Raw genomic sequence first — 26202 nt, 5'->3', positions numbered from 1 at the left:
TGTAATGTTCTGGCGTGGAATCTGTCCTTCTCTATATCCTCGGCATCCTGATCATTCTGGTTGGCGTCGCCGTGTCGATCGGCCTGCACGAAATCGGCCACCTTGTTCCGGCCAAGCTGTTTGGCGTCAAGGTCACGCAATACATGATCGGGTTCGGCAAGACGATCTGGTCGAAAAAGAAGGGCGACACCGAATACGGCGTCAAAGCCATTCCGCTCGGCGGCTACATCTCGATGATCGGAATGTATCCGCCAGCCCGGGACGGCAAGTCTCGTACAGCGTCGACCGGTTTCTTCCAGACCCTCGTGCAGGACGCGCGCAGCGCGAGCGCCGAAACGGTCGGGGACGGCGAAGAGGATCGCACGTTCTATCGCCTGCCAGTGTGGAAGCGCATCATCATCATGCTCGGCGGGCCGACCATGAACCTCCTCCTCGCCATCGTGTTGTTCGCCATCGTTCTGGTCGGGTTCGGAGCACCGCAACTGTCGACGACCATCGCGACAGTCAATGAGTGCGTTTTGCCCGCTGGCACTGAGAAAACACGCTGCGCGGCCGACGACCCCCTGTCGCCTGGTGCGGCAGCCGGCCTGAAACCTGGCGATGAACTCATCTCGGTGTCAGGGCAGAAGGTCGAGAGCTGGACCGAAGCCACCGAGATCATCCGCGCCTCGCCTGGCAAGGACCTCGACGTCGTCCTCGTGCGTGGGGGAGAGTCCCTGTCGGTGACGCTCACTCCGCTCCTCACCGAACGTTACGTACTCGATGAGACAAACAACCCAGTGACGGATGCCTCGGGCACGCCGGTCACCGAGGAAGTCGGTTTTGTAGGAATCGGCTCCCAATCCGAACTCGTGCCACAGCCGGTGACCGCGGTTCTTCCGGCCGTTGGTGAGAATGTCGCCCAGGTTGCGCAGATGATCCTCAACCTGCCTGACCGCCTCGTCGGAATCGCCAACGCCGCGTTCGGTCCGGGGGAGCGGGACCCCAACGGTCCGATCAGTGTTGTCGGAGTTGGCCGCATCGCCGGTGAACTGGTCAGCCTCGACGAGGTTCCGGTGTCGGCCAAGGTGCAGACCATGATCGGGCTGCTCGCTTCACTGAACATTGCCCTGTTCGTCTTCAACCTCGTGCCACTTCTGCCCCTCGACGGTGGTCACGTCGCTGCCGCGCTGTGGGAAGCGATCCGCCGCGGATTCGCGAAGCTGTTCGCTCGCAAGGATCCGGGGCCGGTCGATGCCGCGAAACTCATGCCCCTCACCTTCGTTGTCGTGATTCTTCTCGGTGGCATGAGTGCGTTGCTGATCTTCGCCGACATAGTCAAGCCCGTGAACCTGTTCGGCTGACCCGAGCACGCGGCGGACCTCGCGTCGATGCAGACCATACTCCGTGCGGAGTAGTCGGGAGCGACCGCTCGGACGATGACCTCCCCTCCCGTTCGGCATTACGCTCGAACGATGGACATCACGCGAACGGACCCTGTCCACGCGGGCAGCGACAGTACGGCTGGCGGTCGAGTCAGCAGCGGTCGTGGAACGGATAGGGAGTCCGGACCTGATCACGGTTATGGGCCGGCCGCCGGGTTTCGCGGACTGCCTCCGGGCGTCCGCCTGTGGTTCCCGGTGATCCTGTCGTTCCTCGTTCAGGTTCCACCGACACTGTTCATCCTGTTTCGCACGGGCCCGTACAACCCAGTCGAAATCCTCGTCGCGGCGGCTCTCGCTGTCGCGACTCCGCTCCTTCTCATCGGCGCACGCCGGTTCCCCGGGCCCGTTGTCGCGTGCGTCACAGTTGTCGCCCTGGCCGATCTGCTCCTGGTGCCGTATTTCGGCCCACCGACCATCGCGCTCGGTTTCGCGATCCTCTCAGGCATCTTCCGTGGAGCGCGGATCTGGGTATATGCCTCTGTTGTGAGCGGATGGCTCGTCGCCGTCTTTGCGGGGTCGATGCTCGGTATGGACTGGCATCCGGTGCGGATCGCGTTCGTCACTGCCGGGCTCGCTTTCCTGCTGGCGCTCGCCGAAGGTGCTCGTTCTCGCCGCCAACACCTGCAGGAGGCCAGGCAGCGTTCACTGCAGCACCGGGCAACGGTTGAGCAGGCCGAGCGCATGCGCATCGCTCGCGAATTGCACGACGTGCTCGCTCACTCGCTCTCGCAGATCTACGTGCAGGCCGGAATGGGCCTCCACCTGATGGACACCCAGCCGGAGAAAACCCGCGAGTCGCTCGCGAATATCAAAACCTCGAGCAAGACCGCGTTGGATGAGGTGCGGGGCGTTCTGGCGTTTCTCCGGTTGGACACCGACGCGGCGAGCCGCGTACCCGAGCCTGACCTGTCTGCGCTGCCGAAACTTCTCGATTCGTTCCGTGCACAGGGCATCGACGTTGCGTTCGACAGTTCGGTGTCCGAGCTTCCCTCGGCGCGGGTGCAGCTCGCGCTCTATCGGATCGTCCAGGAGAGCCTGACGAACGTTTTGCGTCACGCGAATGCCTCGAAAGCGGCAGTTGTCCTCGAGGACGTGAGCGACAGCATCCGTTTGCGTGTGACAGACAACGGGACGGGCATGCAATCCACCGCTCACGCACAGGTGAACGGCAGCGGTCTGCTCGGAATGGCTGAGCGCGCGACGCTGCTCGGCGGCACATTTGAGCTCGGCGACTCTCCGACAGGCGGTTTTGCGGTCACCGTCGTTGTGCCGAGGGAACAGCCGTGACGATCCGGGTCGTCCTTGCCGATGACCAGCAGCTGATTCGAGCGGGATTCCGGGCACTCCTCGAGGCTGAAGCTGACATCGGGGTTGTCGGTGAGGCTGCGACGGGGGCGGATGCTGTCGCCTCAGTTCGCGAGGAACGTCCCGATGTCGTGTTGATGGACATTCGAATGCCAGGAGGGGACGGGCTCTGGGCGACCGAGCAGATCACCGCGGCACCCGAACTTGCGGAGACCCACATCGTTGTGGTGACGACGTTCGAGCTGGACGAGTACGTGGCGCAGGCGATCGCCGCTGGGGCGAGCGGTTTCCTGGTGAAGGACACCGAGCCGGTTGAGCTGATTCGGTCGGTGCGGGTGGCTGCTGCTGGCGACGCGTTGCTGTCTCCGAGTGTGACGCGGCGGCTGCTTGAGCGCATCTCCAACGGGCTGGTGGCGCCGCAACCGGTCGCCGGGCTCGTCGAACTCACCGATCGGGAACGCGAGGTGATGGTTCTTGTTGCGGCCGGGCTCAGTAACGATGAGATCGGGGCGCGGCTGTTTCTTAGTCCGTTGACCGCAAAGACGCACGTGTCCCGGATCCTCACCAAGCTGGGCGCGCGTGATCGGGTGCAATTGGTTGTGCTTGCGTACGAGAGCGGGCTGGTGACACCGGGCTTTACGGCCTAACGGGGGCGGCGTTGTCGTCCGCGGGAAGTACGGCGGATTCGTCGTGCTGGCAGATTCGCCCGACGATGCGCTCCGGGAGAGTTGGTGTACCCGGTTCAGCCGGAACCGCCAAACGAAAGAGACGCACTTATGCTTTCCACACTCACCTCGACCGCAAGCACCGCGCTCCAGTTGCACCCTGGCTGGGGCGGGGGTCCTGGCTTCGGCTGGTTGTTCGTTCTGATTCCGCTGTTCTGGATCACGGTCTTCGTGCTGCTGTTCGTCGTTCTCGGGCGCCGCTGGCGGCGGTCATCACCGCCGTGGGTGATGGCGCAGTCCGCAGGCCGAAGCGCTGAAGCCACCCTCGCGCAGCGGTTCGCTCACGGTGACATCGACGAGACCGAGTACCGTGCGCGGCTCGAGGTGATCCGAACGAACAATCCGGATCCGCGGCAGCACTGAACCGGGCAGCACTGAACCGGGATGCACTGAACCGGGCAGCACTGAACCGGGATGCACTGAACCGGGGCGCACTGAACTGGGATGCACTGAACCGGGACGTGCTGAACGCAGAAAGCGGCGAGGTCAGGCCGTTGCGAATCGTTTGGCCGACCGCTCCCTGGCCTTTGCCGCCTCGATGTCACGGTCTTTCGGGGGTGCTGTCGTCACGAGGTCTTCGAGGAGGTGCCTTGTAGCGTGGGCGATCTCGAGAACGGCGCGATCGAAGACCTCGGCGTTCGCCTTGGACGGCTTGGTCGACCCGCTCACCTTCCGCACAAACTGCAGGGCAGCGGCGTGCACCTCGTCTTCTGTCGCTTCCGGTTCAAAGTTGTGGAGCTGGTGAATGTTCCTGCACATGGGAAACCTCATTCAGATTCGGGCAGCCCGTGCCCACCCGGTTGGTTGTGTTGCCTGAGATTATCGACCTGTGCGGGTCAAAAGGCGAGGGTTAGTGACCCGCTCAAACCAAAAATTCAGCCTCGGGCTTGTTGTCGAGGGCGGCTCGGACCCGTTCGCGCATGTCGTCCGACATGGCGGGCAGGTTCTCGATCGCGAACCATTCGGCGTGGGTGTTCTCACCGTCGGCTGGTGAGGGGATGCCTGACTCATAACGCAGCCGGAAGACGAGGTCGAGGTACTGGCTCTCGTCACCGTTCGGGTAGATCACAGGGTTCGTGACGCTCACCCGGACGAGGCGCTCGACGGTGGCAATGACATCCGCTTCTTCTTCGACCTCACGCAATGCAGCTGTTGCCGGTTGCTCACCTGGGTCGATGATGCCCGTCACCGGTGTCCACTCGCCGGTGTCGGTGCGGCGGACGAGGAGAATGTGGTTGCCTTTGACAACGACCGCTGTCACTCCGGACAACCACAGTGGGGCTGTTCCGATCTTTTCGCGGAGGGCAAGGACAAAATCGGGCGTTGGCATGAGGGAACTCTAGGACATCGCGACCTCGAGTGCGTGCCGGACGGCCTCGATCGAGGTGCGGATGTCGGCTGCGTCCGTCGACCAGTTGCTCACCGAGATGCGCAGGATGTCACGGCCCTGCCAGTGTGAACCGGACATCCAGACGGTGCCGTCCGAGATGAGTTGCTGAGTCACCTTGCGGGTGAGCTCGTCCGAACCGAAGGCAAGACAGACCTGGGTGAAGACGACATCGTTCACAACCTCAACACCCGGTATGGGCGCGAGGCCGGTTGCGAGTTGTTGTGCGGTGTCGACGAGCCGTTCGACCAGGTCGATGGTGCCTGAACGGCCAAGGGACCGCAGGGCGGCCCAGACCGGAACGCCGCGAGCCCGACGCGACAACTCAGGCACCTTCTCCCACGGATCGCCAGGTCCTGTGCTGTCGTGGATGAGGTAGTCGGTGTGTACTCCGAAGGTTGGTCTGGACACCTCGGGGCGGGCAATGATGGCGATTCCACAGTCGTATGGCACGTTGAGCGTCTTATGGGCGTCGGTTGCCCAGGAATCGGCTGTCTCGATGCCGTCGAGCCGATCCCTGTACCTGGGGCTCGCGGCGGCCCACAGCCCGAATGCGCCGTCGACGTGCACCCAGGCGCCGTGTTCGTGCGCTCGCCGAATAGTTTCCCGCAGCGGGTCGAATGCACCCGAGTGCAGGTTGCCTGCCTGCAGGCAGACGATTGTCGGACCGTCAACCTGACCGAGGGCATCCGTCAGCGCCGATTCGGAGAGACGGCCCTGACTGTCCGCAGCCACCGCTGTCGGGGTTCCGAGTCCCAGATAACGAAGAGCGAGGTCGAGGGACGCGTGACGCTCCTCACCGACGAGAACTGTGATGCGCGGGGATCCGGAGAGCCCGTCGGCGTCTAGGTTCCACCCGGCCGCATCGAGGACCGCCGTGCGGCCGGCGGCGAGGCCGACGAAGTTCGCCATGGTCGCGCCTGTGGTGAAGCCGACGTCGCAGCCGGTTGGGAGACCGAGCAGGTCGAGCAGCCAGTCGCCTGCTGCCTGTTCGATGGCAGCGGTTGACGGTGAGGCGTAGCGCAGGGCGCTGTTTTGGTCCCAGGCGCTGACGAGCCAGTCCGATGCCAGTGCCGCTGGCAGGGTGCCGCCGATCACCCAACCGAAGAAGCGGCCGGATGGCATGGCCATGAGGCCTGGTTCGGCAAATGTTGCCAGTTCGTCAACCACGTCGGCCGGATCGGTCGGCCCGTCTGGCAGCGGAACCGAGAAGTGCTCGGCAACCTCGTCGGCACTCTGGCGTGGCCGGACCTGGCGCGTCGGCATAGAGTCGAGCCACTCACGTGTGTGCATCAGTGCACGGTCGAGCGGTTCGCGATAGGCGTCCGGATTCGCTGCCACGCTCCGAGGGTAGACCCGTCACGTGGGAGAGCAACAGCCCTCCATCGACGGTGGTCCAGGTCCGTTTAGGCTGGGATCCGTGACTGAAGCCCCCGATCCGTATTCCTGGCTCGAGAATGTGGACGGGGGAGCCGCTCTCGACTGGGTACGCGCTCGAAATGCGGTCACCGAAGCCACCCTTGCGGCAACGCCTGAGTTCGCTCAAACCGAGGCGGCGGTGCTTTCGGTCCTCGACTCTGACGCGAAGATTCCCATGGTGCAGAAGATCGGCGAGTTCTACTACAACTTCTGGCGAGACGCCGAGCACGAGCGTGGACTGTGGCGGCGGACGACGCTTGAGCAATACCGCGCGGTCGACCCCGAGTGGCAGACGGTGCTCGATCTCGATGCGCTCAACGCTGCCGAGGGAGAAAACTGGGTGTGGCACGGTGCCTCTGTGTTGCGACCGGGATACCGCAAAGCACTCATTGACCTCTCACACGGTGGGTCAGATGCCGATGTGACACGTGAGTTTGACCTGGAGACCTTGAGCTTTGTCGAACCGGAGGACGGCGGGTTCTTCCGGCCCGAGTCGAAGGGGAGCCTCGGCTGGATCGATGACGACACCGTCTACCTGTGCTCTGCTCAGGGTGAGGGGTCAGCGACCTCCTCCGGTTACCCTCGTATCGCGAAGCGGTGGAGGAGGGGCACACCGATCGACTCTGCCGAGGTGGTTTTCGAGGGGAAGACGACTGACGTTTCGGTCGGTGCGTTCCGCAGTCACACACCGGGGTATCTCCGTGACTTCGTCCATCGGGCGACCACCTTCTACACGTCTGACACGTGGGTCGACGTCGACGGGACGCTGACGAAAATCGATGTGCCGGCATCCGCTGAAATCGGGTTCTCTCGCGAATGGCTCCTCATCGAGCTGCGGAACGACTGGGAACTGAACGGCGCAACATATGCGGCCGGATCGCTCCTCTCGGCCAATTTTGATGCCTTTGTTGCCGGTGACCGGAGGGTCGAGGTGGTGTTCGAGCCGACGCCGACGACCTCCCTTGCCGGTGCGACGTGGACGCGCAACCACCTGGTGATCACAGTTCTTGAGGACGTGAAGAGTCGTATCCACGTCTTAGAGCGAGCGGATGCCACGTGGCAGCGAAACGAATTCGCTGGCGCTCCCGAATTTGGTACGGTTCAGGTCGCTGCGGTCGACACCGACGAGAGTGACCTGGTCTGGCTGATCGCGACCGACTATCTCACGCCGACCACCCTGTCCCTAGCGGTGGTCGGAGCAGCGGTCGGCGCGGCGGCCGGGCAACCCGAGGAGCTCAAGAGCCAGCCGGCGTTTTTTGATGCGGCTGGTCTCACCATCGAGCAGTACTTTGCCCGGTCGGATGACGGCACTCGTGTTCCGTACTTCGTTGTGCGCAGGGAGGACCTGCCGTTCGACGGCACAGCGCGCACACTCCTGTATGGCTATGGCGGGTTTGAGGTCTCGCTTACGCCCGGTTATTCGGGTTCGCTCGGTTTGGCGTGGCTGAAGCAGGGTGGTGTCTATGTTGTTGCCAATATCCGCGGTGGTGGAGAGTATGGGCCGATCTGGCACCAGGCGGCGCTCAGGGAGAATCGGCATCGGGCATTTGAGGATTTCGCTGCAGTCGCTCGCGATCTCGTTACGCGTGGCGTGACATCCGCTTCGCATTTGGGAATTCAGGGTGGATCGAACGGCGGTCTGCTCACCGGAAACATGCTCGCGCAGTATCCGGAGCTGTTTGGTGCTGTGATCATTCAGGTGCCGTTGCTCGATATGAAGCGGTATTCGTATCTGCTTGCTGGTGCGTCGTGGATTGCGGAGTATGGCGATCCGGACGATCCGGCCGACTGGGAGTTTTTGCGAACCTTTTCGCCGTATCACCTGTTCGATCCGAAGCGGGAGTATCCGCCTGTGCTGTTCACCACATCGACGCGTGACGATCGGGTACATCCCGGTCATGCTCGCAAGCTCGCGGCGCGGATGATCGACGCGGGCAAGGATGTGACCTACTTCGAGAACATTGAGGGTGGGCACGGGGGAGCGGCGACGAACGCTCAGGCGGCGCACATGTCGGCGTTGGCGTACCGCTTCCTGGCTGAGCGGTTGGGTTAGGGCACTCGCTCTGGACCCAGGCTGAGCGGTTGGGTTAGGGCGCTGGCTCTGGATCCAGGCTGAGCTGTTGGGTCAGGGCGCTGCGATGGACCCGAGCTGAGCGGTTGGGTTTGGGTAATGCGCAAGCGGTCGGCTCAGGACGCTGCCCTGGCTTGTGGCCTCAGATAACCAATCGGCAACAGATCAGTGGCGGGTGGTGCGGCCATGGGCGCTGCTGTGGCACGGTCGAATCATGAGTGGACAGGCACGGGCGAGACGGCTGATCTCGGCTGCTGTGCTCTGTCTTGCCCTGACCGGCTGTGGTGGCGGTGGGGGCTTCGGCGGTTTTGGTTTTGCGTGTCCGGCGGTCGGCTACATCAGTTCGGTGAAAATCGAGCTGGGTGGGAACGCTGACGATGTTGTCGAGGTGCGGTTGTGTGATGACGATGGCACCTGTTCTGCACCGAGACTGGATCTGACGCCGGTCGAAGAAGCCCCTCTCGAAGTGATTGAGCCTGATCAGCTCGCGGAGCAACTCGCGGAGCAGCAGGCGAAGTCGCCCGCGGAGCAGCAGGTAGACCCACGCACGGAGCAGCAGGTGGAGCCGTCACCGATGCCGACGCGTGTGGAGGTGCTCTATTTCGCGACGAAGGTGAATGACAACTCCTGGTCGGTTGAGATGCCGTTTGGTGTTCCAGACGATGTAGTCGTAACGGCCTATCGCGTCGATGGAATGGTGGCGGGCGAGACCTCGCTGACGCTCGATTGGAAGCGCGTCGGTGGGAGTGCGCAGTGTGGCGGTCCTATGGAAGCGGGTCCTGTGGAGATCGACATTCGCTGAAGCCCTGTTCACTCATCGGACACAGATTCGGTTTTTCTTTCCACATCTTCTCGTCAGATTAGAATGAGTGTCGGTGGTGGGGTGTTGAATTGAGGTATGGAAAACGACAGGGAAGTCGGGCCCTCCGGCGACGAGAACCACGATCCACCTGAGGCTGACATCGTCCGCCCGGGCGCTGCGATTGATGGCGGTGGAGATGCGTCTGCGAAGCCACTACACGAACATCCATCTGCGCCGGCACCTCCAACTGTCGATGCGACTTCGCCCGCACCTGCCCCTGACGATGCATCTTCACCCGCACCTGCATCAGCCGACGACGACGCGGTTACCGCAGCCGCCGCTTCCGTCGCCGTTGCCGTTGCCGCTGCTGACGCCGCGGCTGCAGTAGCCAATGCCACTGTCGCCTCTGATGCCGCTGCCGCTACTGCTGCCGACGCCGCTGCCGCTGCCGATGCTGCTGACGCGGCTGACGCTGCTGCTCGTGCTTATGCTGTTGGCGTTGCTTATCCTGATCCTGATCGCGGTATCGAGCTGTTTCCCCGGGTTAATTTTGATCCTGATTTCGGTGGTGATTTCGTTCCCGACCCCGCACTCCGCGCAGACGATGATGCTCAGGTTGATCCGTTCCCTGAAGCGATCGATCTTCCACCGGCGCCAGGCATGGGAGATCCGCGTTGGGAGTGTGTGCCTTTCGAGGATTCCGAGTCGGACGGGTGCGAGCTCGACGATTGCGGGCCCGACCCTTTCGATCCCGACACTCCCGACTGTGAGCCTGGTCCGGGTTGGGAGGCCGATGTGCCGCCGGATCCGAACCCTGACGACGTCGGTGAGGATTGGGCTGTCGAACCACCCCCGTCGCCTCCGGCGCCGCCGACGGAGTACGCCCGGGTCGCGGATGTCTGCAGCACCCTGATCGACGCGGTCGCTGAGGTCGAGAAGCTCGAGGCAAAACAGGCGGCGTGGAAGGTCGAGTTCATTGACCGGGCGAGGACCCTCGCCCTCACGGACGAGGAAGGCATCACCCCGACCGAGCACCCCCGCACCGCCTCGCAGCGTCAGGATTTGGCGTTGCGGTCCTTCGTCTCCGAACTGGCCTGCACGTTGCGGGTGTCGGAGCGCACCGCGACCGGTCTGATCGAAGACAGCGCCGCGTTGATGCACCGACTACCACTCACCCTGCAAGCTCTCCGGGAAGGGGAGATCAGTTACCGGCACGCCCAGCAACTTGTCGATCAAAGCTCGACCCTGTCCGACGCCGCCGCCGCCGAACTGGAAGAAACAGCGTTACCGTTCGCGAAAACGATGACCGTGGCGAGATTTCGGCAGAAGACCCGGATGCTGCGGGAACGGTTACACCCGGACTCCGCCGTCGACCGGTGCATCAAATCGGTGCGCGACCGCCGGGTGGAAATTCTGCCGGCGGCGGACGGGATGGCATGGATCAGCCTGTTCACCACCGCACCCCTCGCCGAAGCGTTGTTCTCCACCATCCGAGCACAGTCCATGCGGTTACAGTCACCGGTCGACCCGCGCACCCTGTCCCAACTGGATGCTGATGTGGTCGTCGGGGCGATGTTCGAATCCTTCACCGGCGAGTTCTCCACACCCGACCCGACCGGCACCGCCGACCCGACCGGCACCCGAATCTTCGGCACCGGACTGGGCACCTACCGCTACACCACCGAACCCCCACACGACACCAACACAGACCTCGACACCTGGACCGGTAGTGGCGTTGGCACGGATGTGAATGCGCCGATCGACACGGCGACCAAGGGAATCACGGGAATCACGACGACGGCGAAGATGCGACGCACCGGGTCTGTCGTGGTGCCGGGTGTGTACCGGATCCGGTGCACCGGTCCCGGCGCGGACCCGGTCGAAGCCTTCAGGAAGATCGTGCCAACCGTGATGATCACCGTCCCGGTACTAACCCTGCTCGGCAGAAGTGATGAACCCGGCAACCTGGACGGGTACGGGCCGATCGACCCGGCAACCGCCCGCGACCTGGCCTCCCAGGCGCCGGAGTTCAGCCGAATCCTGACCCATCCCGAAAACGGGGTCGCACTGTCGTTAGGGCAAACAAAGTACAAACCGTCGAACGCGATGAAACGGTTCCTCCGCTACCGCGACGGTTACTGCCGATTCCCCGGCTGCACCCGCAAAGCCGTGACCTGCGATATCGATCACACCGACCCGTTCAGCACCGGCGGTGGCACCGACTTCGACAACCTCGCCAGCCTCTGCCCGAAGCACCACAAAATGAAACACGAAACCGACTGGCACGTCCAACAACTCGGTGACGGGGTTCTGGAATGGACCTCACCCCAAGGCCGCAGCTACCTCACCCACCCAGAAAATCCGGTCCGAGGGCCCGTCCCACCCGCGAAGGCACGCCCAACGGGCTTTGACCCGGACACCACCCCGGACCCGACGGGTGACGCGAGCGCGACCGGCGCGACCGACGCATCGAGAAAGACGGGCACGACCGGTGCATCGAGCACGACCGGTGCATCGAGCGCGACCGGCGCATCGAGCACGACAGGCAAACCGCTGTCCCAAGCCGCCGAAGACGAAGCCCGCCGCCAAGACATCTACAAACAATTCGTCGAACGACTGAAAAAGAAGAACGACACGCACAGCAACGGCCGCGGCGACGGCGACAGCGACAGCAATCAGGACGGTGTTGACCCGGCAGGCCCCGTGGACCCGAACACGCCACCGTTCTAGGGAGCGCTATGCCACATCTTTCCCTTGTTCAAACCGTCACATCGTGCCAATGCGCCAACCGTCACATCGTGCCAATGCGCCAACCGTCACGTCGTGCCAATGCGCCAACCACGTCGTGCCGATGCGCCAACCGTCACATCGTGCCAATGCGCCAACCGTCACATCGTGTCCTTATTCCATCAGTGTGGCGCCTCCGGATGAACGCCGGCAGGGGAATGGCGCCACCGAGAGGTAAGAACGCGCACGCGTACGGTGCAATACCTAAACTCGGTGGGTGCTCAACTCCCGTGATCCTCTGCCTCGACCGCCTCGAAGAATTCTGGTCGCTGGCGTATCGGGAACCGGCAAGACCACTCTCGCAAAGCGAATCGCCGAACTGCTCAACAGCACCCACGTCGAGCTCGACGCGCTTTTTCATGGACCGAATTGGACACCTCGACCAGACTTCCTCGCTGACGTCCGCTCATTTATCGCAACCGACACCTGGACGACCGAGTGGCAATACGGCTCAGCACGCCCTTTGCTGTTCGAAAGAGCCGACCTGCTCGTTTGGCTGGATCTGCCATTCGCGCGCGTCACACTTCCACGATTGCTTCGGCGCACCATCCGGCGACGATATGCGCGCGAGGAGCTGTGGAACGGCAACGTCGAGCCGCCTCTAAACACGTTCTTCACGAACTCTGAACACATCGTGCGCTGGGGATTTCAGACTCGGCACAAGTACCGTCATCTCGTACCAACCCTCGAGGCCAGGCAGCCGCACCTGATTGTGGTTCGGCTACAGTCACAGCGCGAGGTCGAGGAATGGCTCGCCGGCCCGTTGTTCGACACCCTGGCACAACCGCTCTGAGATCGGCCAGTCCGACAGCGTCCGTAAACGCTAGAGCGAAAGCAGCAGCGCGTCGCCCTGACCGCCGCCACCGCACAGTGCCGCTGCTGCCTTGCCGGAACCTCGACGCGACAGCTCCAGCGCCGCATGCAAAATGAGCCGAGCTCCGGACGCCCCGATGGGATGCCCAAGCGCAATCGCTCCTCCGTGAATGTTGACCTTCTCGGCATCGAGCTCGAGATCACGCATCGACTGCACACTCACCGCAGCAAACGCTTCGTTGATCTCAATCACATCGAGATCTGATGCCTTCCAACCGGCTTTCGCGACAGCATCCGCTATCGCTCGAGACGGCTGCGAATGCAGCGAGTTATCGGGCCCCGCAACCGAACCAGACGCACCGACCACAGCAAGCCAGCTCAGCTCATGCTCTTCGGCATACGAACGACTGGCAAGCACAAGCGCACACGCACCATCACTGAGCGGAGATGAATTGCCAGCGGTGATCGTGCCGTCCTTGTCGAACGCTGGGCGCAACGCGCCAAGTGATTCGAGTGTCGATTCCCCCCGAACACCCTCGTCGGTGCGGAGGATCGTGGGTGCACCCCGCCGTGACGGCACCTCGACAGGCGTGATTTCCTCGTCGAAGATTCCACTGGTCTGTGCTTGAGCGGCCCGGGTATGTGAATCAAGAGCGACCCTGTCCTGCTGTTCCCGATCGATTTTCAGCGGACCGTTATGGCGCTCGGTCGAAACGCCCATCGAGTCACCGTCGAATGCATCGGTCAGACCGTCAAACGCGGCCGTGTCGATCAGCGTGACTTCGCCATACTTGTAGCCTCCCCGCGAAGACGGCAGCACGTGAGGCGCATTTGTCATCGACTCCTGACCTCCAGCAACGACAACGGATGCCTCGCCACAACGAATAAGACGAGCCGCGTCGATCACCGCTTGAATCCCAGACAGGCACACCTTGTTGACGGTCACAGCGGGAACATCCCAGCCGATACCCGCCGCCCGAGACGTTTGCCGTGCGGGATTCTGGCCTGCGCCCGCCTGGAGCACCTGGCCGAAGATCACCGAGTCCACATCGGCGACATTGATCCCCGAGCGCTCAATTGCGGCCTTCAGGGCGATCGTGCCGAGCTCAACAGCACTGAACCCCGCAAGCTGACCCAGAAGGCGGCCCTGTGGTGTCCGTGCTCCCGCAAGAATTACTACGTCGTTCTGGCTCATGTACTACCGACTCCTTTGTCGCTGGCCGCGGCACTGCACGCGCGGTGATGATGCTCTTCCAGCTTGCCACGATTTTGCTCTCAGAGCGGTTCGGCGGCACTCATGCATGCGCGGATCGAGTCATGACGACTGCGCCGCAACGCCGGGCCGCCGACCACGATCGATGGCTCGGTGAACCCGATAGGTTGGTACAACTGGCTGATCGTCCTTCACGGGCCACCAGCCACATCAGCCGCAGTGAAGCGGCGCGGGCAGCGACGGAGGTGCACGATGACGATGGACAAGACAGTGTCGACCGCGGCGGAGGCGGTGGCAGACATTCGAAGCGGATCATCGCTGGCCGTTGGCGGCTTCGGACTCTGCGGTAACCCGATGATTCTCATTGAAGCTCTGCTCGAGCTCGGGAGCGACGACCTCTCAATCGTCAGCAACAACTGCGGAGTCGACGACTGGGGGCTCGGCATCCTTCTGGCTCATCGACGCATTCGCAAAATGACCTCGTCCTACGTCGGCGAGAACAAGGAATTTGAGCGTCAGTTCCTGTCAGGGGAACTCGAGGTCGAACTTACGCCGCAAGGCACCCTTGCCGAAAAGCTCCGCGCAGGAGGATCGGGCATCGCCGCATTCTTCACCCAGACCGGAGTCGGCACCCAGGTTGCGGAAGGCGGACTACCCCGCCGATACGACGGCAGCGGGGGAGTGGCCATCGCCTCGCAACCGAAAACCGTGCAGACCTTCTCGGTGCGTGGTCACGACAAGCCCTTCGTCCTCGAGGAAGCAATCACCACCGATTTCTCGCTTGTTCACGCGAAAAAGGGCGACAGGCACGGCAATCTTGTCTTTGACAAGTCCGCAAGAAACTTCTCGCCCCTTGCCGCGATGGCCGGCGAAATCTGCATTGCGCAGGTCGAGGAACTCGTCGAGCCAGGTGAGATCGACCCCGACGCGGTCCACCTGCCCGGCGTATTCGTTCACCGGGTGCTTGAAGTCGGAACGAACATCGAAAAACGCATCGAACGACGCACCGTTCGCCAGTCGGAAGGTGCCTAAGCCATGGCCCTCACACGCAACCAGATGGCCGCGCGCGCCGCTCTTGAACTCGAGGACGGCGCTTACGTGAACCTTGGCATTGGCCTTCCTACCCTCGTGCCGAACTACGTGCCCGAATCGATCACCGTGACGCTCCAGTCTGAGAACGGAATCCTCGGTGTCGGCCCGTACCCAACGGAAGACGCCGTCGACCCAGACCTGATCAACGCGGGCAAGGAAACGGTGACAACGCTTCCGGGAACCGCTTTCTTCGACTCGGCGCTGAGCTTCGCCATGATCCGCGGCGGCAAAATCGACGCCGCCATCCTCGGTGCCATGCAAGTGTCCGCTCGTGGAGATCTCGCCAACTGGATGATCCCTGGCAAGGTCGTCAAGGGTCCGGGTGGTGCAATGGACCTGGTGCACGGGGCAGGTCGAGTTATCGTCCTCATGGAGCACGTTGCGCGAGACGGCAGCGCAAAGATCGTGAACGATTGCTCACTCCCACTCACAGGACGGGGTGTTGTCGACCGGATCATCACCGACCTCGCGGTCATCGACGTGACCGACCACGGGCTCGTCCTCGTGGAGACGGCACCCGGGGTGACAGTCGATGAGGTCATCGCAGCAACCGAACCGCCGTTGACCGTTGCAATTCGGGATTAACGTGGAATCCATCTTTCGGACGATCGCCAATCGGCTGCCGTTCAGCAGGCCCGGCGTAGGATGGCACGGTGCCAGCAGTTAATTTGGGAATGCCCAAGGTCCCCGAGATCCTCGCTCCGCGACGCAAGTCCCGTCAGATCAAGGTAGGCAAAGTCCTCGTCGGTGGTGACGCCCAGGTCAGCGTTCAGTCCATGACGACAACGCCAACCACCAATATCAACGCGACCCTTCAGCAGATCGCCGAGCTGACAGCATCCGGTTGCGACATCGTGCGCGTTGCAGTGCCCAGCCGCGACGATGCGGAAGCGCTTCCGATCATCGCGAAGAAGAGCCAGATCCCGGTCATCGCCGACATTCACTTCCAGCCGAACTACGTTTACGCAGCCATCGACGCCGGCTGCGCTGCCGTGCGCGTGAACCCGGGCAACATCCGCAAGTTCGACGACCAGATCGGTGAGATCGCTCGCCGAGCCAAAGCTGCAGACGTCTCACTGCGCATCGGTGTCAACGCTGGATCGCTCGACCCCCGCCTTCTGCAGAAATACGGCAAGGCGACCCCCGAAGCCCTCGTTGAGAGTGCCGTCTGGGAAGCCAGCCTTTTCGAAGAGCACGACTTCCACGACTTCAAGATCTCGGTCAAGCACAATGACCCGGTGGTCATGGTGAAGGCGTACCGTCTGCTCGCTGAACGCGGCGACTGGCCGCTGCACCTCGGAGTCACCGAGGCTGGCCCTGCGTTCCAGGGAACGATCAAGAGTGCAACGGCGTTCGGCATCCTCCTCTCCGAGGGCATCGGCGACACGATCCGTGTCTCGCTGAGTGCGCCTCCCGCCGAGGAAATCAAGGTCGGACTCCAGATCCTGCAATCGCTCAACCTCCGTGAGCGCAAGCTGGAAATCGTCTCCTGCCCGAGCTGCGGCCGCGCCCAGGTTGACGTCTACAAACTGGCCAACGATGTCACCGACGGGCTCGAGGGCATGACGGTCCCGCTCCGCGTCGCCGTGATGGGTTGTGTCGTCAACGGACCAGGCGAGGCGCGCGAAGCAGACCTCGGAGTCGCCTCAGGAAACGGCAAGGGCCAGATCTTCGTCAAGGGACAGGTCATCAAAACGGTCCCAGAGTCGGAAATCGTCGCAACACTGATCGAAGAAGCCAACCGTATTGCGGCCGAAATGCCGGCAAGCGAGACCAGCATCGGCTCACCCACGGTCAGCGTCAGCTAACACCGGTTCCTGGCGGCTCCCGGCCGAGGACTAGCATGGACGGGTGGTAACTCGGCTAACTAACTATTTCCTCAAAACTCTCCGCGAAGACCCGTCAGATGCCGAGGTGATCAGTCACCGCCTTCTCGTCCGGGCCGGATACATCCGACGCCAGGCGCCAGGCGTCTTTGCGTGGCTCCCGCTCGGCCTCAAGGTCAAGGGCAAGATCGAACAGATCATCCGCGAGGAAATGACCCGCGCCGGTGCACACGAAGTTCACTTCCCTGCTCTCCTCCCGCGTGAGCCCTACGAGGTCACCGGACGCTGGGACGAGTACGGCGACGGGCTCTTCCGTCTGAAGGACCGTAAGGGCAGCGACATGCTTCTTGCGCCCACCCACGAGGAAGTGTTCACCCTGCTCGTCAAGGACCTGTACTCGTCGTACAAGGATCTTCCCCTGTCGATCTATCAGATCCAGGACAAGTACCGCGACGAGGCTCGGCCCCGTGCCGGGCTCCTGCGCGGCCGTGAATTCACTATGAAGGACGCGTACTCGTTCGACTACACGGACGCCGGTCTCGACGCCAGCTACATGAGCCAGCGCGACGCCTACGAACGCATCTTCACGCGCCTCGGCCTGGAGTACGCGATCGTGAAGGCAGACGCCGGCGCGATGGGTGGCTCGCGAAGCGAAGAGTTCCTTCACCCGACCCCTGTCGGTGAAGACACCTTCGTGCGCTCAGCCGGTGGTTACGAAGCGAACGTTGAGGCGTGGACCACTCTCGTTCCACCCACACTTGACATCGAGGGTCTCGCCGCCGCCGAAGTGTTCGACACCCCGAACACCCCGACGATCCAGACGCTCGTCGACGTTGCCAACGCTGAGCACCCGCGTTCGAACGGGGAAGCGTGGACGGCGGCGGACACGCTGAAGAACGTCGTTCTGGCGCTCAAACACCTCGACGGCACCCGCGAACTGGTGATCGTCGGTCTTCCTGGCGACCGTGACGTTGACCTCAAACGCGCAGAGGTTGCCTTTGCTCCGGCTGAAATTGAAGCGGCGACAGAAGCTGATTTCGCTAAGCACCCAGGACTCGTCAAGGGATACATCGGGCCGTGGAGTGAAAATGGACCTGTGCTTGGCGAGAAATCGGCCACAGGCATCCGTTATCTTCTTGATCCTCGCGTCGTCGCGGGAACCAGTTGGATCACCGGCGCCAACGTGGATGGCAAGCACGTCTTCGGTCTCGTCGCCGGTCGCGACTTCGTCGGAGACGGCGTGGCCGAGGTTGCTGACGTTCGCGCAGGAGACCCCGCACCTGACGGCTCGGGGCCTGTTGAACTGGCTCGCGGTATGGAGATCGGTCACGTCTTCCAGCTCGGACGTAAGTATGCCGAATCGCTCGGACTCAAGGTTCTCGACGAAAACGGCAAGCTCGTCACGGTCACCATGGGCTCGTACGGCATCGGTGTCACCCGAATCCTCGCGATCATCGCCGAACTCAACAACGACGACAACGGCCTGATCTGGCCGGAGACGGTCGCCCCGTTCGACGTTCACGTCGTCGCGACCGGTAAAGACCCCGCCGTCTTCGATGCGGCTGAGACCGTCGTCGCCGACCTTGAGGCTGCCGGTTTTGACGTGCTCTTCGACGACCGCCCCAAGGTGTCACCCGGAGTGAAGTTCGGTGACGCCGAACTCATCGGCATCCCGAAGATCGTCATCGTCGGGCGCGGCGTCGCCGATGGCGTCGTTGAGCTCTGGGACCGACGGAGCAACGAACGAACCCCGGTCGCCATAGCGGATGCCGCCTCCCGGCTCAGGGGATAACAACACATTCGGATTGAAACCCCGGTCAGAGGGAACTCTGACCGGGGTTCTCATGTGTGAGGCGTCTGTGATGACGCCAGCTTTCGGAACTGTGGGCTCCCGGTGGTGACGGATGTCTGTGAGGTCGGGTAAGTTAGTAGATCGATCCGCCAGTGCAGAAGTGGCGGTGGCAGCTGAATAGAGGAGTACCCCGGTGGACATCGATCTCAACGTGCTGAAGATGATGGAGCGGGAGAAGGAAATCCCCCTCGACGAGCTCATCGGCATCATTGAACAAGCCATCCGCACCGCTTACCTGAAGAGCCAGACCGTTCCGGGCGAGGCCGAACCAGAAGTTCGCGTCGAGCTGAACCGCAAGACGGGTCACGTTGCCGTCCTGGTTCCGGAAACTGACGACGAGGGCAATGTCATCGGTGAGGCAGAGTCGACTCCGGAAGACTTCGGTCGTATCGCCGCCTTTGCTGCAAAGCAGGTCATCAACCAGCGACTGCGCGACCTCGCAGACGACGCCATCCTCGGCGAGTTCAAGGGCCGCGAGGGTGACATCGTCGCCGGTGTTGTGCAGCAGGGCCCAAACCCGCGCATGATCCACGTCGACCTCGGAACCATCGAGGCGATCATGCCTCCCGAGGAGCAGGTTCCGGGCGAAGAGTACAAGCACGGCGCCCGTGTTCGTGTGTACGTAACCAGTGTCGCTCGCGGCATGAAGGGCCCGCAGATCACCGTCTCGCGCACCCACCCCTCGCTTGTACGCAAACTTTTCGCACTCGAGGTGCCCGAAATCGCATCCGGTGTCGTCGAGATCGTGTCCCTCGCCCGCGAGGCAGGACACCGTACCAAGATCGCCGTTCGCGCGACAGACCCGAGCGTCAACGCCAAGGGTGCGTGCATCGGTGAACTCGGACGTCGTGTGCGCGCCGTCACCGAAGAGCTCGGCTCGGAGAAGATCGACATCGTTGACTACTCACCGAACCTTGCAACGTTCGTCGCGAATGCGCTCTCGCCTGCAAAGGTCACAAGCACATTCATGATCGACGAGGCTACGAAGGCTGTTCGCGCCCTCGTGCCCGACTACCAGTTGTCGCTCGCGATCGGCAAGGAAGGGCAGAACGCCCGACTGGCCGCAAAGCTCACCGGAGCGAAGATCGACATTCAGCCGGATTCGATCCTCGAAGACTGACCGGTCGCTCCCGAAGACCTTCGAATTGGGGAGTGCTAGGATGGAACCCGTTAGAACGTGCGTCGGATGCCGCGTGCGTGCCGATAGGTCCTCCCTCGTGAGGATCGTGGCCAGGAACACACAGCTCGTGGTGGACACCACCACGTCACTGCCAGGCCGAGGCGCGTGGCTGCATCCGCAAATCCAGTGTTACCAACTCGCAGTGAAGCGGCGGGCCTTCGGGCGCGCACTTCGTGAGCCGAGACCCCTCGACACGGCAGCACTTGAAAATTCAGTACGAGAGAACAGGCTGAACGGCTAATGGACAACTAATGAGCGGCTCGAAATGAGACCCGTCCGCAAATAAAGGTCCGCCCTGTCTGGGTGGACCCAGACAGGAGAATAGTGGCTGGAAAACCACGCGTACACGAGATCGCTTCCGAGCTCGGTGTCGACAGCAAGGTAGCCCTTGCGAAACTGAAGGAACTGGGCGAATTTGTAAAATCGCCCTCATCAACAATTGAACCCCCCGTAGCGCGCAAGCTTCGTGCTGCCCTCGAAGCGGATGGCGCCAAGCCCTCCACTGACACGGCAAAGGCACCCGCTGCCAAGAGCGCTGCAAAACCCGGGTCACGCCCGACTCCGGCACCAGCACCGGCTCCGGCCCCCGCGCCGAAGGTCGAAGCTCCGGCTCCTGCTCCCGCTCCTGCGGCAGCTGAGAAGCCGACAGCTGCTGCTCCGGCACCCGGTCCAGCAGCTCCCGCTGCAACACCGGCCCCCGCAGCAGAAGCACCTGCAACTCAGGCTCCGGCAGCTGAAGCGGCAGCAACTCCCGCTTCAGCCGAGAAGCCAGCATCACCAGGCGGCCCGCGTCCAGGTGCACCGCGACCGGGTAACAACCCATTCGCAAGCGCTCAGGGAATGGGTCAGCGACCTGCAACGCCTCGCCCGGGTAACAACCCGTTCGCGAGCGCACAGGGAATGGGCCAGCGCCCGACCCCCAGCAACATTCCTCGCCCACAGGCACCCCGTCCGGGTTCACCTCGTCCAGGCGCTCCGCGTCCGGCTGGTGCCGGACAGCGTCCTGGCGGATTCCAGCGCCCAGGTGGGGCTCGCCCCGCAGGTGGCGGCTTCCAGCGTCCGGGTGCTCCGGCCGGTGGCGGCTTCCAGCGCCCCGGTGGCGCTCCTGGAACTCCCGGCTCGAACTTCGGCCCGAACCGTCCAGCAGGCGGCGGCGGTCGTGGTCGCGGACCAGGCGGTGGAACGGCAGGTGCATTCGGTCGCGGTGGCGGCAAGAGCAAGTCCCGTAAGTCGAAGCGGGCCAAGAGGCAGGAATTCGAACTCAGGGAAGCCCCGTCGCTTGGTGGCGTGAGTGTTCCCCGCGGTGACGGCACCACAATCGTGCGTCTTCGTCGTGGAGCATCCATCTCGGACTTCGCCGACAAGATCGACGCCAGCCCGGGAAACCTGGTCACTGTTCTGTTCCACCTCGGTGAAATGGCGACAGCAACCGAGTCGCTCGATGAGGCCACGTTCGGCATCCTCGGTGAAGAGCTCGGCTACCGCATCCTCATCGTTTCTCCTGAGGAAGAGGATCGTGAGCTTCTCGAAGGCTTCTCGATCGACCTCGATCAGGAACTCGCAGACGAAACGGACGAGGAACTTGAAATCCGCCCGCCCGTCGTCACGGTCATGGGACACGTCGACCACGGTAAGACCCGACTCCTCGACGCGATCCGCAACGCGAACGTCGTCGCAGGCGAAGCCGGTGGCATCACCCAGCACATCGGTGCATACCAGGTCGTCGCAGAGCACGAAGGCGTCGAACGCGCCATCACCTTCATCGACACACCGGGTCACGAGGCGTTCACCGCCATGCGTGCCCGTGGTGCGCAGGTCACCGACATCGCGATCCTCGTGGTCGCGGCGGACGACGGCATCATGCCCCAGACGATTGAGGCACTCAACCACGCTCAGGCAGCAAACGTGCCGATCGTCGTTGCGGTGAACAAGATCGACAAGGAAGACGCCAACCCGCAGAAGGTGCGCCAGCAGCTCACCGAATACGGACTCGTCGCCGAAGAATACGGTGGAGACGTCATGTTCGTCGACGTGTCGGCACGCAACAACATCAACATCAAGGAACTCCTTGACGCTGTGCTGTTGACCGCTGACGCCGGCCTCGACATGCGCGCCAACCCGAACAAGGACGCACGCGGTGTCGCCATCGAGGCGAAGCTCGACAAGGGTCGCGGTGCTGTTGCGACAGTGCTCATCCAGTCGGGAACGCTCAAGGTCGGAGACCCCATCGTCGCCGGTACCGCATACGGACGTGTCCGTGCAATGGCAGACGAGAACGGCGACGCCGTCGAGTTCGCTACGCCGTCACGCCCAGTCCAGGTTCAGGGACTTTCATCGGTGCCTCGCGCCGGTGACACGTTCCTGGTCACAGACGATGACCGCACGGCCCGCCAGATCGCCGAGAAGCGTGAAGCTGCTGAGCGCAACGCCCAGCTGGCCAAGTCCCGCAAGCGCATCAGCCTTGAGGACTTCACCCGTGCACTCGAAGAGGGCAAAGTCGAATCGCTCAACCTCATCATCAAGGGTGACGTCTCCGGCGCCGTTGAGGCACTCGAAGAATCGCTGCTCAAGATTGAGATCGACGACAGCGTCCAGCTGCGCATCATTCACCGTGGTGTCGGTGCGATCACCGAGTCGGACGTCAACCTGGCGACCATCGACAACGCGATCATCATCGGCTTCAACGTGCGCCCCGACCCGAAGGCTCGGGAACGTGCCGCTCGCGAGGGTGTCGACATTCGGTTCTACTCGGTCATCTACAACGCGATCGACGATGTGGAAGCAAGCCTCACCGGCATGCTCAAGCCCGAGTACGAAGAAGTCCAGTCCGGTGTGGCCGAGATCCGCGAGGTGTTCCGCTCCTCCAAGTTCGGCAACATCGCCGGTGTTATCGTGCGCTCGGGAACCATCACGAGGAACGCGAAGGCTCGCGTTATCCGCGACGGTGTCGTGCTCGGCGACAACCTGGCCATCGAGTCGCTGCGTCGTTTCAAGGACGACGTCACCGAGGTTCGGACGGACTTCGAGGCTGGTATCGGCCTCGGCAAGTTCAACGACATCCAGATCGGGGACGAGATCGAGACCACAGAGATGAAAGAGAAGCCGCGCGTTTAGGCTCTCGTCGGTTGCGGCAGTCTCACAATGAGGCTGCCGCTTCCGGCTCCCTGTTCTGAATTTGCCATCGGCTCGACCGAGTCCCTGGCTGAAGGAGAAGATCATGGGCGAAAACCCAAGAGCACGTAAACTGGCCGACCGCATCCAGGAAGTCATCGCCAAACGCATCGAGCGTGGAATGCGTGACCCCCGGTTGGGCTTTGTCACGATCACCGATGTCCGCGTCACCGGAGACCTGCAGCACGCCAGCGTGTTCTACACGGTCTACGGTTCGGACGAGGAACGGGCAGACTCTGCAGCCGCGCTTGAGGCCGCAAAGGGAATGCTGCGAAGCGAAGTCGGAAAGAACATCACAGCCCGGCTCACACCGAGCCTCGAGTTCATTCACGACGCGCTTCCGGAGAACGCCAAGCACCTCGACGAGCTCCTCGCTCAGGCACGCGAACGCGACGAGTCCATCGAAGCGCTCAAGTCCAACGCGACATACGCCGGCGATGCTGACCCGTACGTCAAACCACGGGTTATCAACGACGACGAGTAGATCTCAGTTCTGCAAGAAACGGGCTGTGTGCCGCCTCAGGGCAGTACATAGCCCGTTTCTTCGTAGACGGCCAAGCCATCGGATACCAGGCCTGCCAAAGCGCGGTCGCGCTGCGTGGCATCCGACCATAGGGTTTCAATCTCGACAGTGGTCACCGGAACGTGCGCCGCACGCAACTCGGCCATGATCAGCCCACGAACGTGCCGATCGCTGCCCTCGTACTTTTTTTGCACCGCTTTGCGCTTGCCCAGGTACTCGGGATAACCGGAGAGCCGCCACGCGCACAGGTCGGCGATCGGGCAGGCATCGCACCGCGGTGACCTAGCCGTGCAAACGATCGCGCCGAGCTCCATCATTCCGGCGTTGAACGTGTGTGCGTCGTCTGAGCCGGTCGGGAGGAGGCTCTCCATCGCTGCCAGGTCGCGGGCATTCGACGGGGGAGCAGGCTCTGCGTTGCCGTTCACGGCACGCGCGATCACCCGCCGAGTGTTTGTATCGACGACCGGATGCCTGTGGCCATAGGCGAAAGCAGCAACCGCCCGTGCTGTGTAGTCGCCGACCCCTGTGAGGGCGAGGAGGTCATCGACATCGTGCGGAACGACACCACCGTGGCGTTCGGTGATCTGCACCGCCGCGGCATGCAACCAGAGCGCACGCCTCGGATAACCCAGGTTTGCCCAGGCCCGCACGGCCTCACCGGACGGAACACTCGCGAGCGCTGCGGGAGTCGGCCAGCGCTCGAGCCACTCAGCCAGCCGCGGGATCACCCGAGCGACCGGTGTCTGCTGCAGCATGAACTCAGAAACGAGCGTGCCCCATGCCGGAAAGCCGGGTTCACGCCAGGGCAGGTCGCGGCGGTTCTCCGCGAACCAGTTGATGATCCGCGTGGAAAGGTCAGGGCTGTGAGACATACGTTTCCCAGCGTATGCGCTCTGGCGCGGGTAGTCTTCACACATGAGACTTGTCACTACTCCACGGGTGGAATTGTTGCGTGAAGTGAGAAGCGAAATCACCCACAACTACGGCGTCGGCCGAACGATCGTCGCTGTCGACGGTATCAGCGGATCTGGGACAGCAGCCTTCGCGGACGGCCTCGCCGAGGTGTTCGCCGAAGACGACCGAGCCGTGTTCCGGGCGTCGATCGACGACTTCCACCGACCACGCGAGGAGCGCTACGCGCGCGGGAGAAACTCGCCAGAGGGATACTACTCAGACTCGTTCGACTATTCACTGTTTCGTCGGGCACTCATTGAGCCGTTCCGAATGGCGGGGAGCACAGGCTTCCAGCTCGTCGGCTTCGACGAAAAACGCGACACCGGCGAAGAGCTGCGTTGGGTCACAGGGCCCAAGGACGCCACCCTCATCGTCGACGGTGTCTTCCTGCATCGCCCGGAGCTTCGCGGACTCTGGCACTACTCCCTGTGGCTCGACGTCACCGCCGCGGAGGCATACTCACGATTGAGCTCGTCGCTCGGTGTCGACGCCGACCCGTTCGCGCCATCGAACGCCAGATACGTCGGTGGCCAGGAGCTCTACCAGCGCGAATCGGGTCCTCGCACTCGAGCATCCGCTGTGATCACCAACGAGGACGAAGCGCACCCTCTGCGGGTGTTCCTCGACAGCTGCTGACGGTCAGTGCCGAGCGGTTTCCACCGCGTGGCCAACATCCCCCGGGGTGAGAAACACCCCCGACTCCTCCACTTTGTGCACCAGCTCAGTCAGCGTTTCGTTCACAGGCGCCGTCCGTCCGAGCGACCGAGCCTGGCGCACAACAGCACCGTTGAGAAAATCGATCTCCGTACGCTGGCCCCGCTTGAGCGACTGCAGCGTCGACCCCGGGTTGGGTACCGATCCCATGCGCAGGGCGAAGAGCAGAGGAAGCGCCTGCCCAAGCGTGACTGGCAGCAGGGCAAAGAACCGAAGTCGCAGGTTGCCGAGACCCTGCAGCGATCCAAAACGGATGCCTGCGGCAATTCCCGTACGGACGGTCTCGCGCATGCTCCTCGCCATGATTCTTCGCAGAGGCCGGTCGGCAATCACCGCCTGAACACTTTCCCCTGTTATCGCAGGCAGCGCGTTGAGCTGATTGACGAGAAGCTTCGTCCACTGGGCGCCGACGAAGTTGCCGATCGCTGACAGCTTCAGCGCCTCACCGAGTTCCGCCTCGAGCTTTCGCACTTCGGCGTCTGGCGACCCTGTGCCCCTTCCAATGTATGTCGTCGCCGGTGTGGTCACTGTGACAGAGCCCGGCTCGAGGTATGACGCGGCGACGATCGACAACGCTCCGATACACGAGGAGTCCGGCAACGCCGAGGAGACCGTGTCCACACCCTCGAGCCCGTTCTGGATGACAAGGACCGGCGCTCCGCCGATCGTGTCTCCGTGCTCGTCCAGGGCCGCAGCGGTGTCCTGCGCCTTCACAGCGAACAGCACCAGATCGACCCGGCTGCCAGCCTCAAGACGCGGCACAGCGACCAGTCGCGTCGTTCGCCAGTCGCCGAAGCCACCGCCGAGCCGAATGCCGTGTTCACGCACAGCCTTCAGCTGCTCGCCCCGGGCGACAAGGGTCACCTCGTGCCCAGCCCGGTCGAGAAGTGCCGCGAAAGTCGAACCGAGGGCTCCAGCTCCGATGACCGCAACACGCATGCCCC

23 protein-coding genes are annotated in these 26202 nt (G+C 62.9%); 17 read left to right on the top strand and 6 right to left on the bottom strand.

All coding sequences use genetic code 11. The features are described 5' to 3' along the window. Positions 1-14: 14 nt before the first annotated feature. The 4 genes from D9V28_RS13620 (at position 15) to D9V28_RS13605 (ending at position 3817) form a co-directional block, all read left to right on the top strand. Positions 15-1343, top strand: coding sequence for a M50 family metallopeptidase (locus tag D9V28_RS13620; protein ID WP_121660298.1), 1329 nt, complete (start codon positions 15-17; stop codon positions 1341-1343). 111 nt (positions 1344-1454) lie between these two features. Further along, positions 1455-2711 carry a sensor histidine kinase gene (locus D9V28_RS13615; RefSeq protein WP_121660297.1) on the top strand — a complete coding sequence of 419 codons (1257 nt, stop codon included), beginning with the start codon at positions 1455-1457 and terminating at the stop codon, positions 2709-2711. Next, a complete protein-coding gene (locus D9V28_RS13610) occupies positions 2708-3376 on the top strand; it encodes a response regulator transcription factor (RefSeq protein ID WP_220700510.1) in 669 nt (222 codons plus the stop codon). Before D9V28_RS13615 ends, D9V28_RS13610 begins: the two co-directional genes overlap by 4 nt. Positions 3377-3505: 129 nt before the next feature. Further along, on the top strand, positions 3506-3817 hold the full coding sequence (locus D9V28_RS13605; RefSeq protein ID WP_121660296.1) for an SHOCT domain-containing protein: 312 nt from the start codon (positions 3506-3508) through the stop codon (positions 3815-3817). A gap of 123 nt (positions 3818-3940) precedes the next feature. Here the strand turns inward: D9V28_RS13605 and D9V28_RS13600 are convergent, their stop codons facing one another. The 3 genes from D9V28_RS13600 to D9V28_RS13590 form a co-directional block, all read right to left on the bottom strand. Further along, entirely contained in the window at positions 3941-4213 is a 273-nt protein-coding gene (locus D9V28_RS13600) for a DUF2277 domain-containing protein (RefSeq protein WP_121660295.1), read from the bottom strand. A gap of 103 nt (positions 4214-4316) precedes the next feature. Further along, positions 4317-4784 carry an NUDIX hydrolase gene (locus tag D9V28_RS13595; protein WP_121660294.1) on the bottom strand — a complete coding sequence of 156 codons (468 nt, stop codon included), beginning with the start codon at positions 4782-4784 and terminating at the stop codon, positions 4317-4319. A gap of 9 nt (positions 4785-4793) precedes the next feature. Next, entirely contained in the window at positions 4794-6182 is a 1389-nt protein-coding gene (locus D9V28_RS13590; protein WP_121660293.1) for a pyridoxal phosphate-dependent decarboxylase family protein, read from the bottom strand. Between the two features lie 79 nt (positions 6183-6261). Here D9V28_RS13590 and D9V28_RS13585 point away from each other — a divergent pair, with 79 nt between their 5' ends. The 4 genes from D9V28_RS13585 to D9V28_RS13570 all read left to right on the top strand — a co-directional run bounded on the left by D9V28_RS13585 (position 6262) and on the right by D9V28_RS13570 (position 12713). Continuing rightward, positions 6262-8313, top strand: a complete 2052-nt coding sequence (locus D9V28_RS13585; protein WP_229728105.1) for a prolyl oligopeptidase family serine peptidase — start codon at positions 6262-6264, stop codon at positions 8311-8313. A gap of 274 nt (positions 8314-8587) precedes the next feature. Beyond that, on the top strand, positions 8588-9133 hold the full coding sequence (locus tag D9V28_RS13580; RefSeq protein WP_147441015.1) for a hypothetical protein: 546 nt from the start codon (positions 8588-8590) through the stop codon (positions 9131-9133). 96 nt (positions 9134-9229) lie between these two features. Continuing rightward, the gene (locus D9V28_RS13575; RefSeq protein WP_183086540.1) at positions 9230-11863 is read left to right on the top strand and encodes an HNH endonuclease signature motif containing protein; all 2634 of its coding nucleotides are present in this window, start codon (positions 9230-9232) and stop codon (positions 11861-11863) included. A 274-nt stretch (positions 11864-12137) separates the two neighbouring features. After that, on the top strand, positions 12138-12713 hold the full coding sequence (locus tag D9V28_RS13570; protein WP_220700509.1) for a P-loop NTPase family protein: 576 nt from the start codon (positions 12138-12140) through the stop codon (positions 12711-12713). Positions 12714-12743: 30 nt separating this feature from the next. On the opposite strand, the gene D9V28_RS13565 is transcribed toward D9V28_RS13570, so the two are convergent. Continuing rightward, a complete protein-coding gene (locus tag D9V28_RS13565) occupies positions 12744-13928 on the bottom strand; it encodes an acetyl-CoA C-acetyltransferase (protein ID WP_121660289.1) in 1185 nt (394 codons plus the stop codon). A 270-nt stretch (positions 13929-14198) separates the two neighbouring features. On the opposite strand from D9V28_RS13565, the gene D9V28_RS13560 reads away from it, so the two are divergent. From D9V28_RS13560 to rbfA, 8 genes are all read left to right on the top strand, one after another. Then, positions 14199-14978 (top strand): CoA transferase subunit A, encoded by a 780-nt coding sequence (locus D9V28_RS13560; protein ID WP_121660288.1) that lies wholly within the window; start codon positions 14199-14201, stop codon positions 14976-14978. Positions 14979-14981: 3 nt separating this feature from the next. Beyond that, the gene (locus tag D9V28_RS13555) at positions 14982-15623 is read left to right on the top strand and encodes a CoA transferase subunit B (RefSeq protein WP_183086539.1); all 642 of its coding nucleotides are present in this window, start codon (positions 14982-14984) and stop codon (positions 15621-15623) included. Between the two features lie 68 nt (positions 15624-15691). Then, on the top strand, positions 15692-16846 hold the full coding sequence (ispG, locus tag D9V28_RS13550) for a flavodoxin-dependent (E)-4-hydroxy-3-methylbut-2-enyl-diphosphate synthase (RefSeq protein ID WP_183086538.1): 1155 nt from the start codon (positions 15692-15694) through the stop codon (positions 16844-16846). Positions 16847-16889: 43 nt separating this feature from the next. Then, complete coding sequence (locus D9V28_RS13545) at positions 16890-18656, top strand: proline--tRNA ligase (protein ID WP_121660286.1); 1767 nt, start codon at positions 16890-16892, stop codon at positions 18654-18656. A gap of 193 nt (positions 18657-18849) precedes the next feature. Continuing rightward, on the top strand, positions 18850-19836 hold the full coding sequence (gene nusA / locus D9V28_RS13540; RefSeq protein WP_121660285.1) for a transcription termination factor NusA: 987 nt from the start codon (positions 18850-18852) through the stop codon (positions 19834-19836). Between the two features lie 40 nt (positions 19837-19876). Then, positions 19877-20137, top strand: coding sequence for a YlxR family protein (locus D9V28_RS13535; protein WP_121660284.1), 261 nt, complete (start codon positions 19877-19879; stop codon positions 20135-20137). Between the two features lie 83 nt (positions 20138-20220). Further along, on the top strand, positions 20221-23010 hold the full coding sequence (gene infB / locus D9V28_RS13530; RefSeq protein WP_121660283.1) for a translation initiation factor IF-2: 2790 nt from the start codon (positions 20221-20223) through the stop codon (positions 23008-23010). Between the two features lie 103 nt (positions 23011-23113). Continuing rightward, positions 23114-23551 carry a 30S ribosome-binding factor RbfA gene (rbfA, locus tag D9V28_RS13525; RefSeq protein WP_121660282.1) on the top strand — a complete coding sequence of 146 codons (438 nt, stop codon included), beginning with the start codon at positions 23114-23116 and terminating at the stop codon, positions 23549-23551. A gap of 35 nt (positions 23552-23586) precedes the next feature. Here the strand turns inward: rbfA and D9V28_RS13520 are convergent, their stop codons facing one another. Next, a complete protein-coding gene (locus D9V28_RS13520) occupies positions 23587-24462 on the bottom strand; it encodes an HhH-GPD family protein (protein WP_121660281.1) in 876 nt (291 codons plus the stop codon). A 43-nt stretch (positions 24463-24505) separates the two neighbouring features. On the opposite strand from D9V28_RS13520, the gene D9V28_RS13515 reads away from it, so the two are divergent. After that, positions 24506-25180, top strand: coding sequence for a nucleoside/nucleotide kinase family protein (locus tag D9V28_RS13515; RefSeq protein ID WP_121660280.1), 675 nt, complete (start codon positions 24506-24508; stop codon positions 25178-25180). 3 nt (positions 25181-25183) lie between these two features. Here D9V28_RS13515 and D9V28_RS13510 read toward each other — a convergent pair whose 3' ends face one another. Then, positions 25184-26197: a ketopantoate reductase family protein gene (locus tag D9V28_RS13510; RefSeq protein WP_121660279.1), complete on the bottom strand. Its 1014-nt coding sequence runs from the start codon at positions 26195-26197 to the stop codon at positions 25184-25186. Positions 26198-26202: the final 5 nt, after the last annotated feature.

Source organism: Mycetocola zhadangensis (assembly GCF_003668565.1).
Classification (GTDB): Bacteria; Actinomycetota; Actinomycetes; order Actinomycetales; family Microbacteriaceae; genus Mycetocola_A; species Mycetocola_A zhadangensis.
The sequence above is the reverse complement of the archived record's forward strand: the minus strand, read 5'-3'. Positions and strand labels throughout refer to the sequence as shown.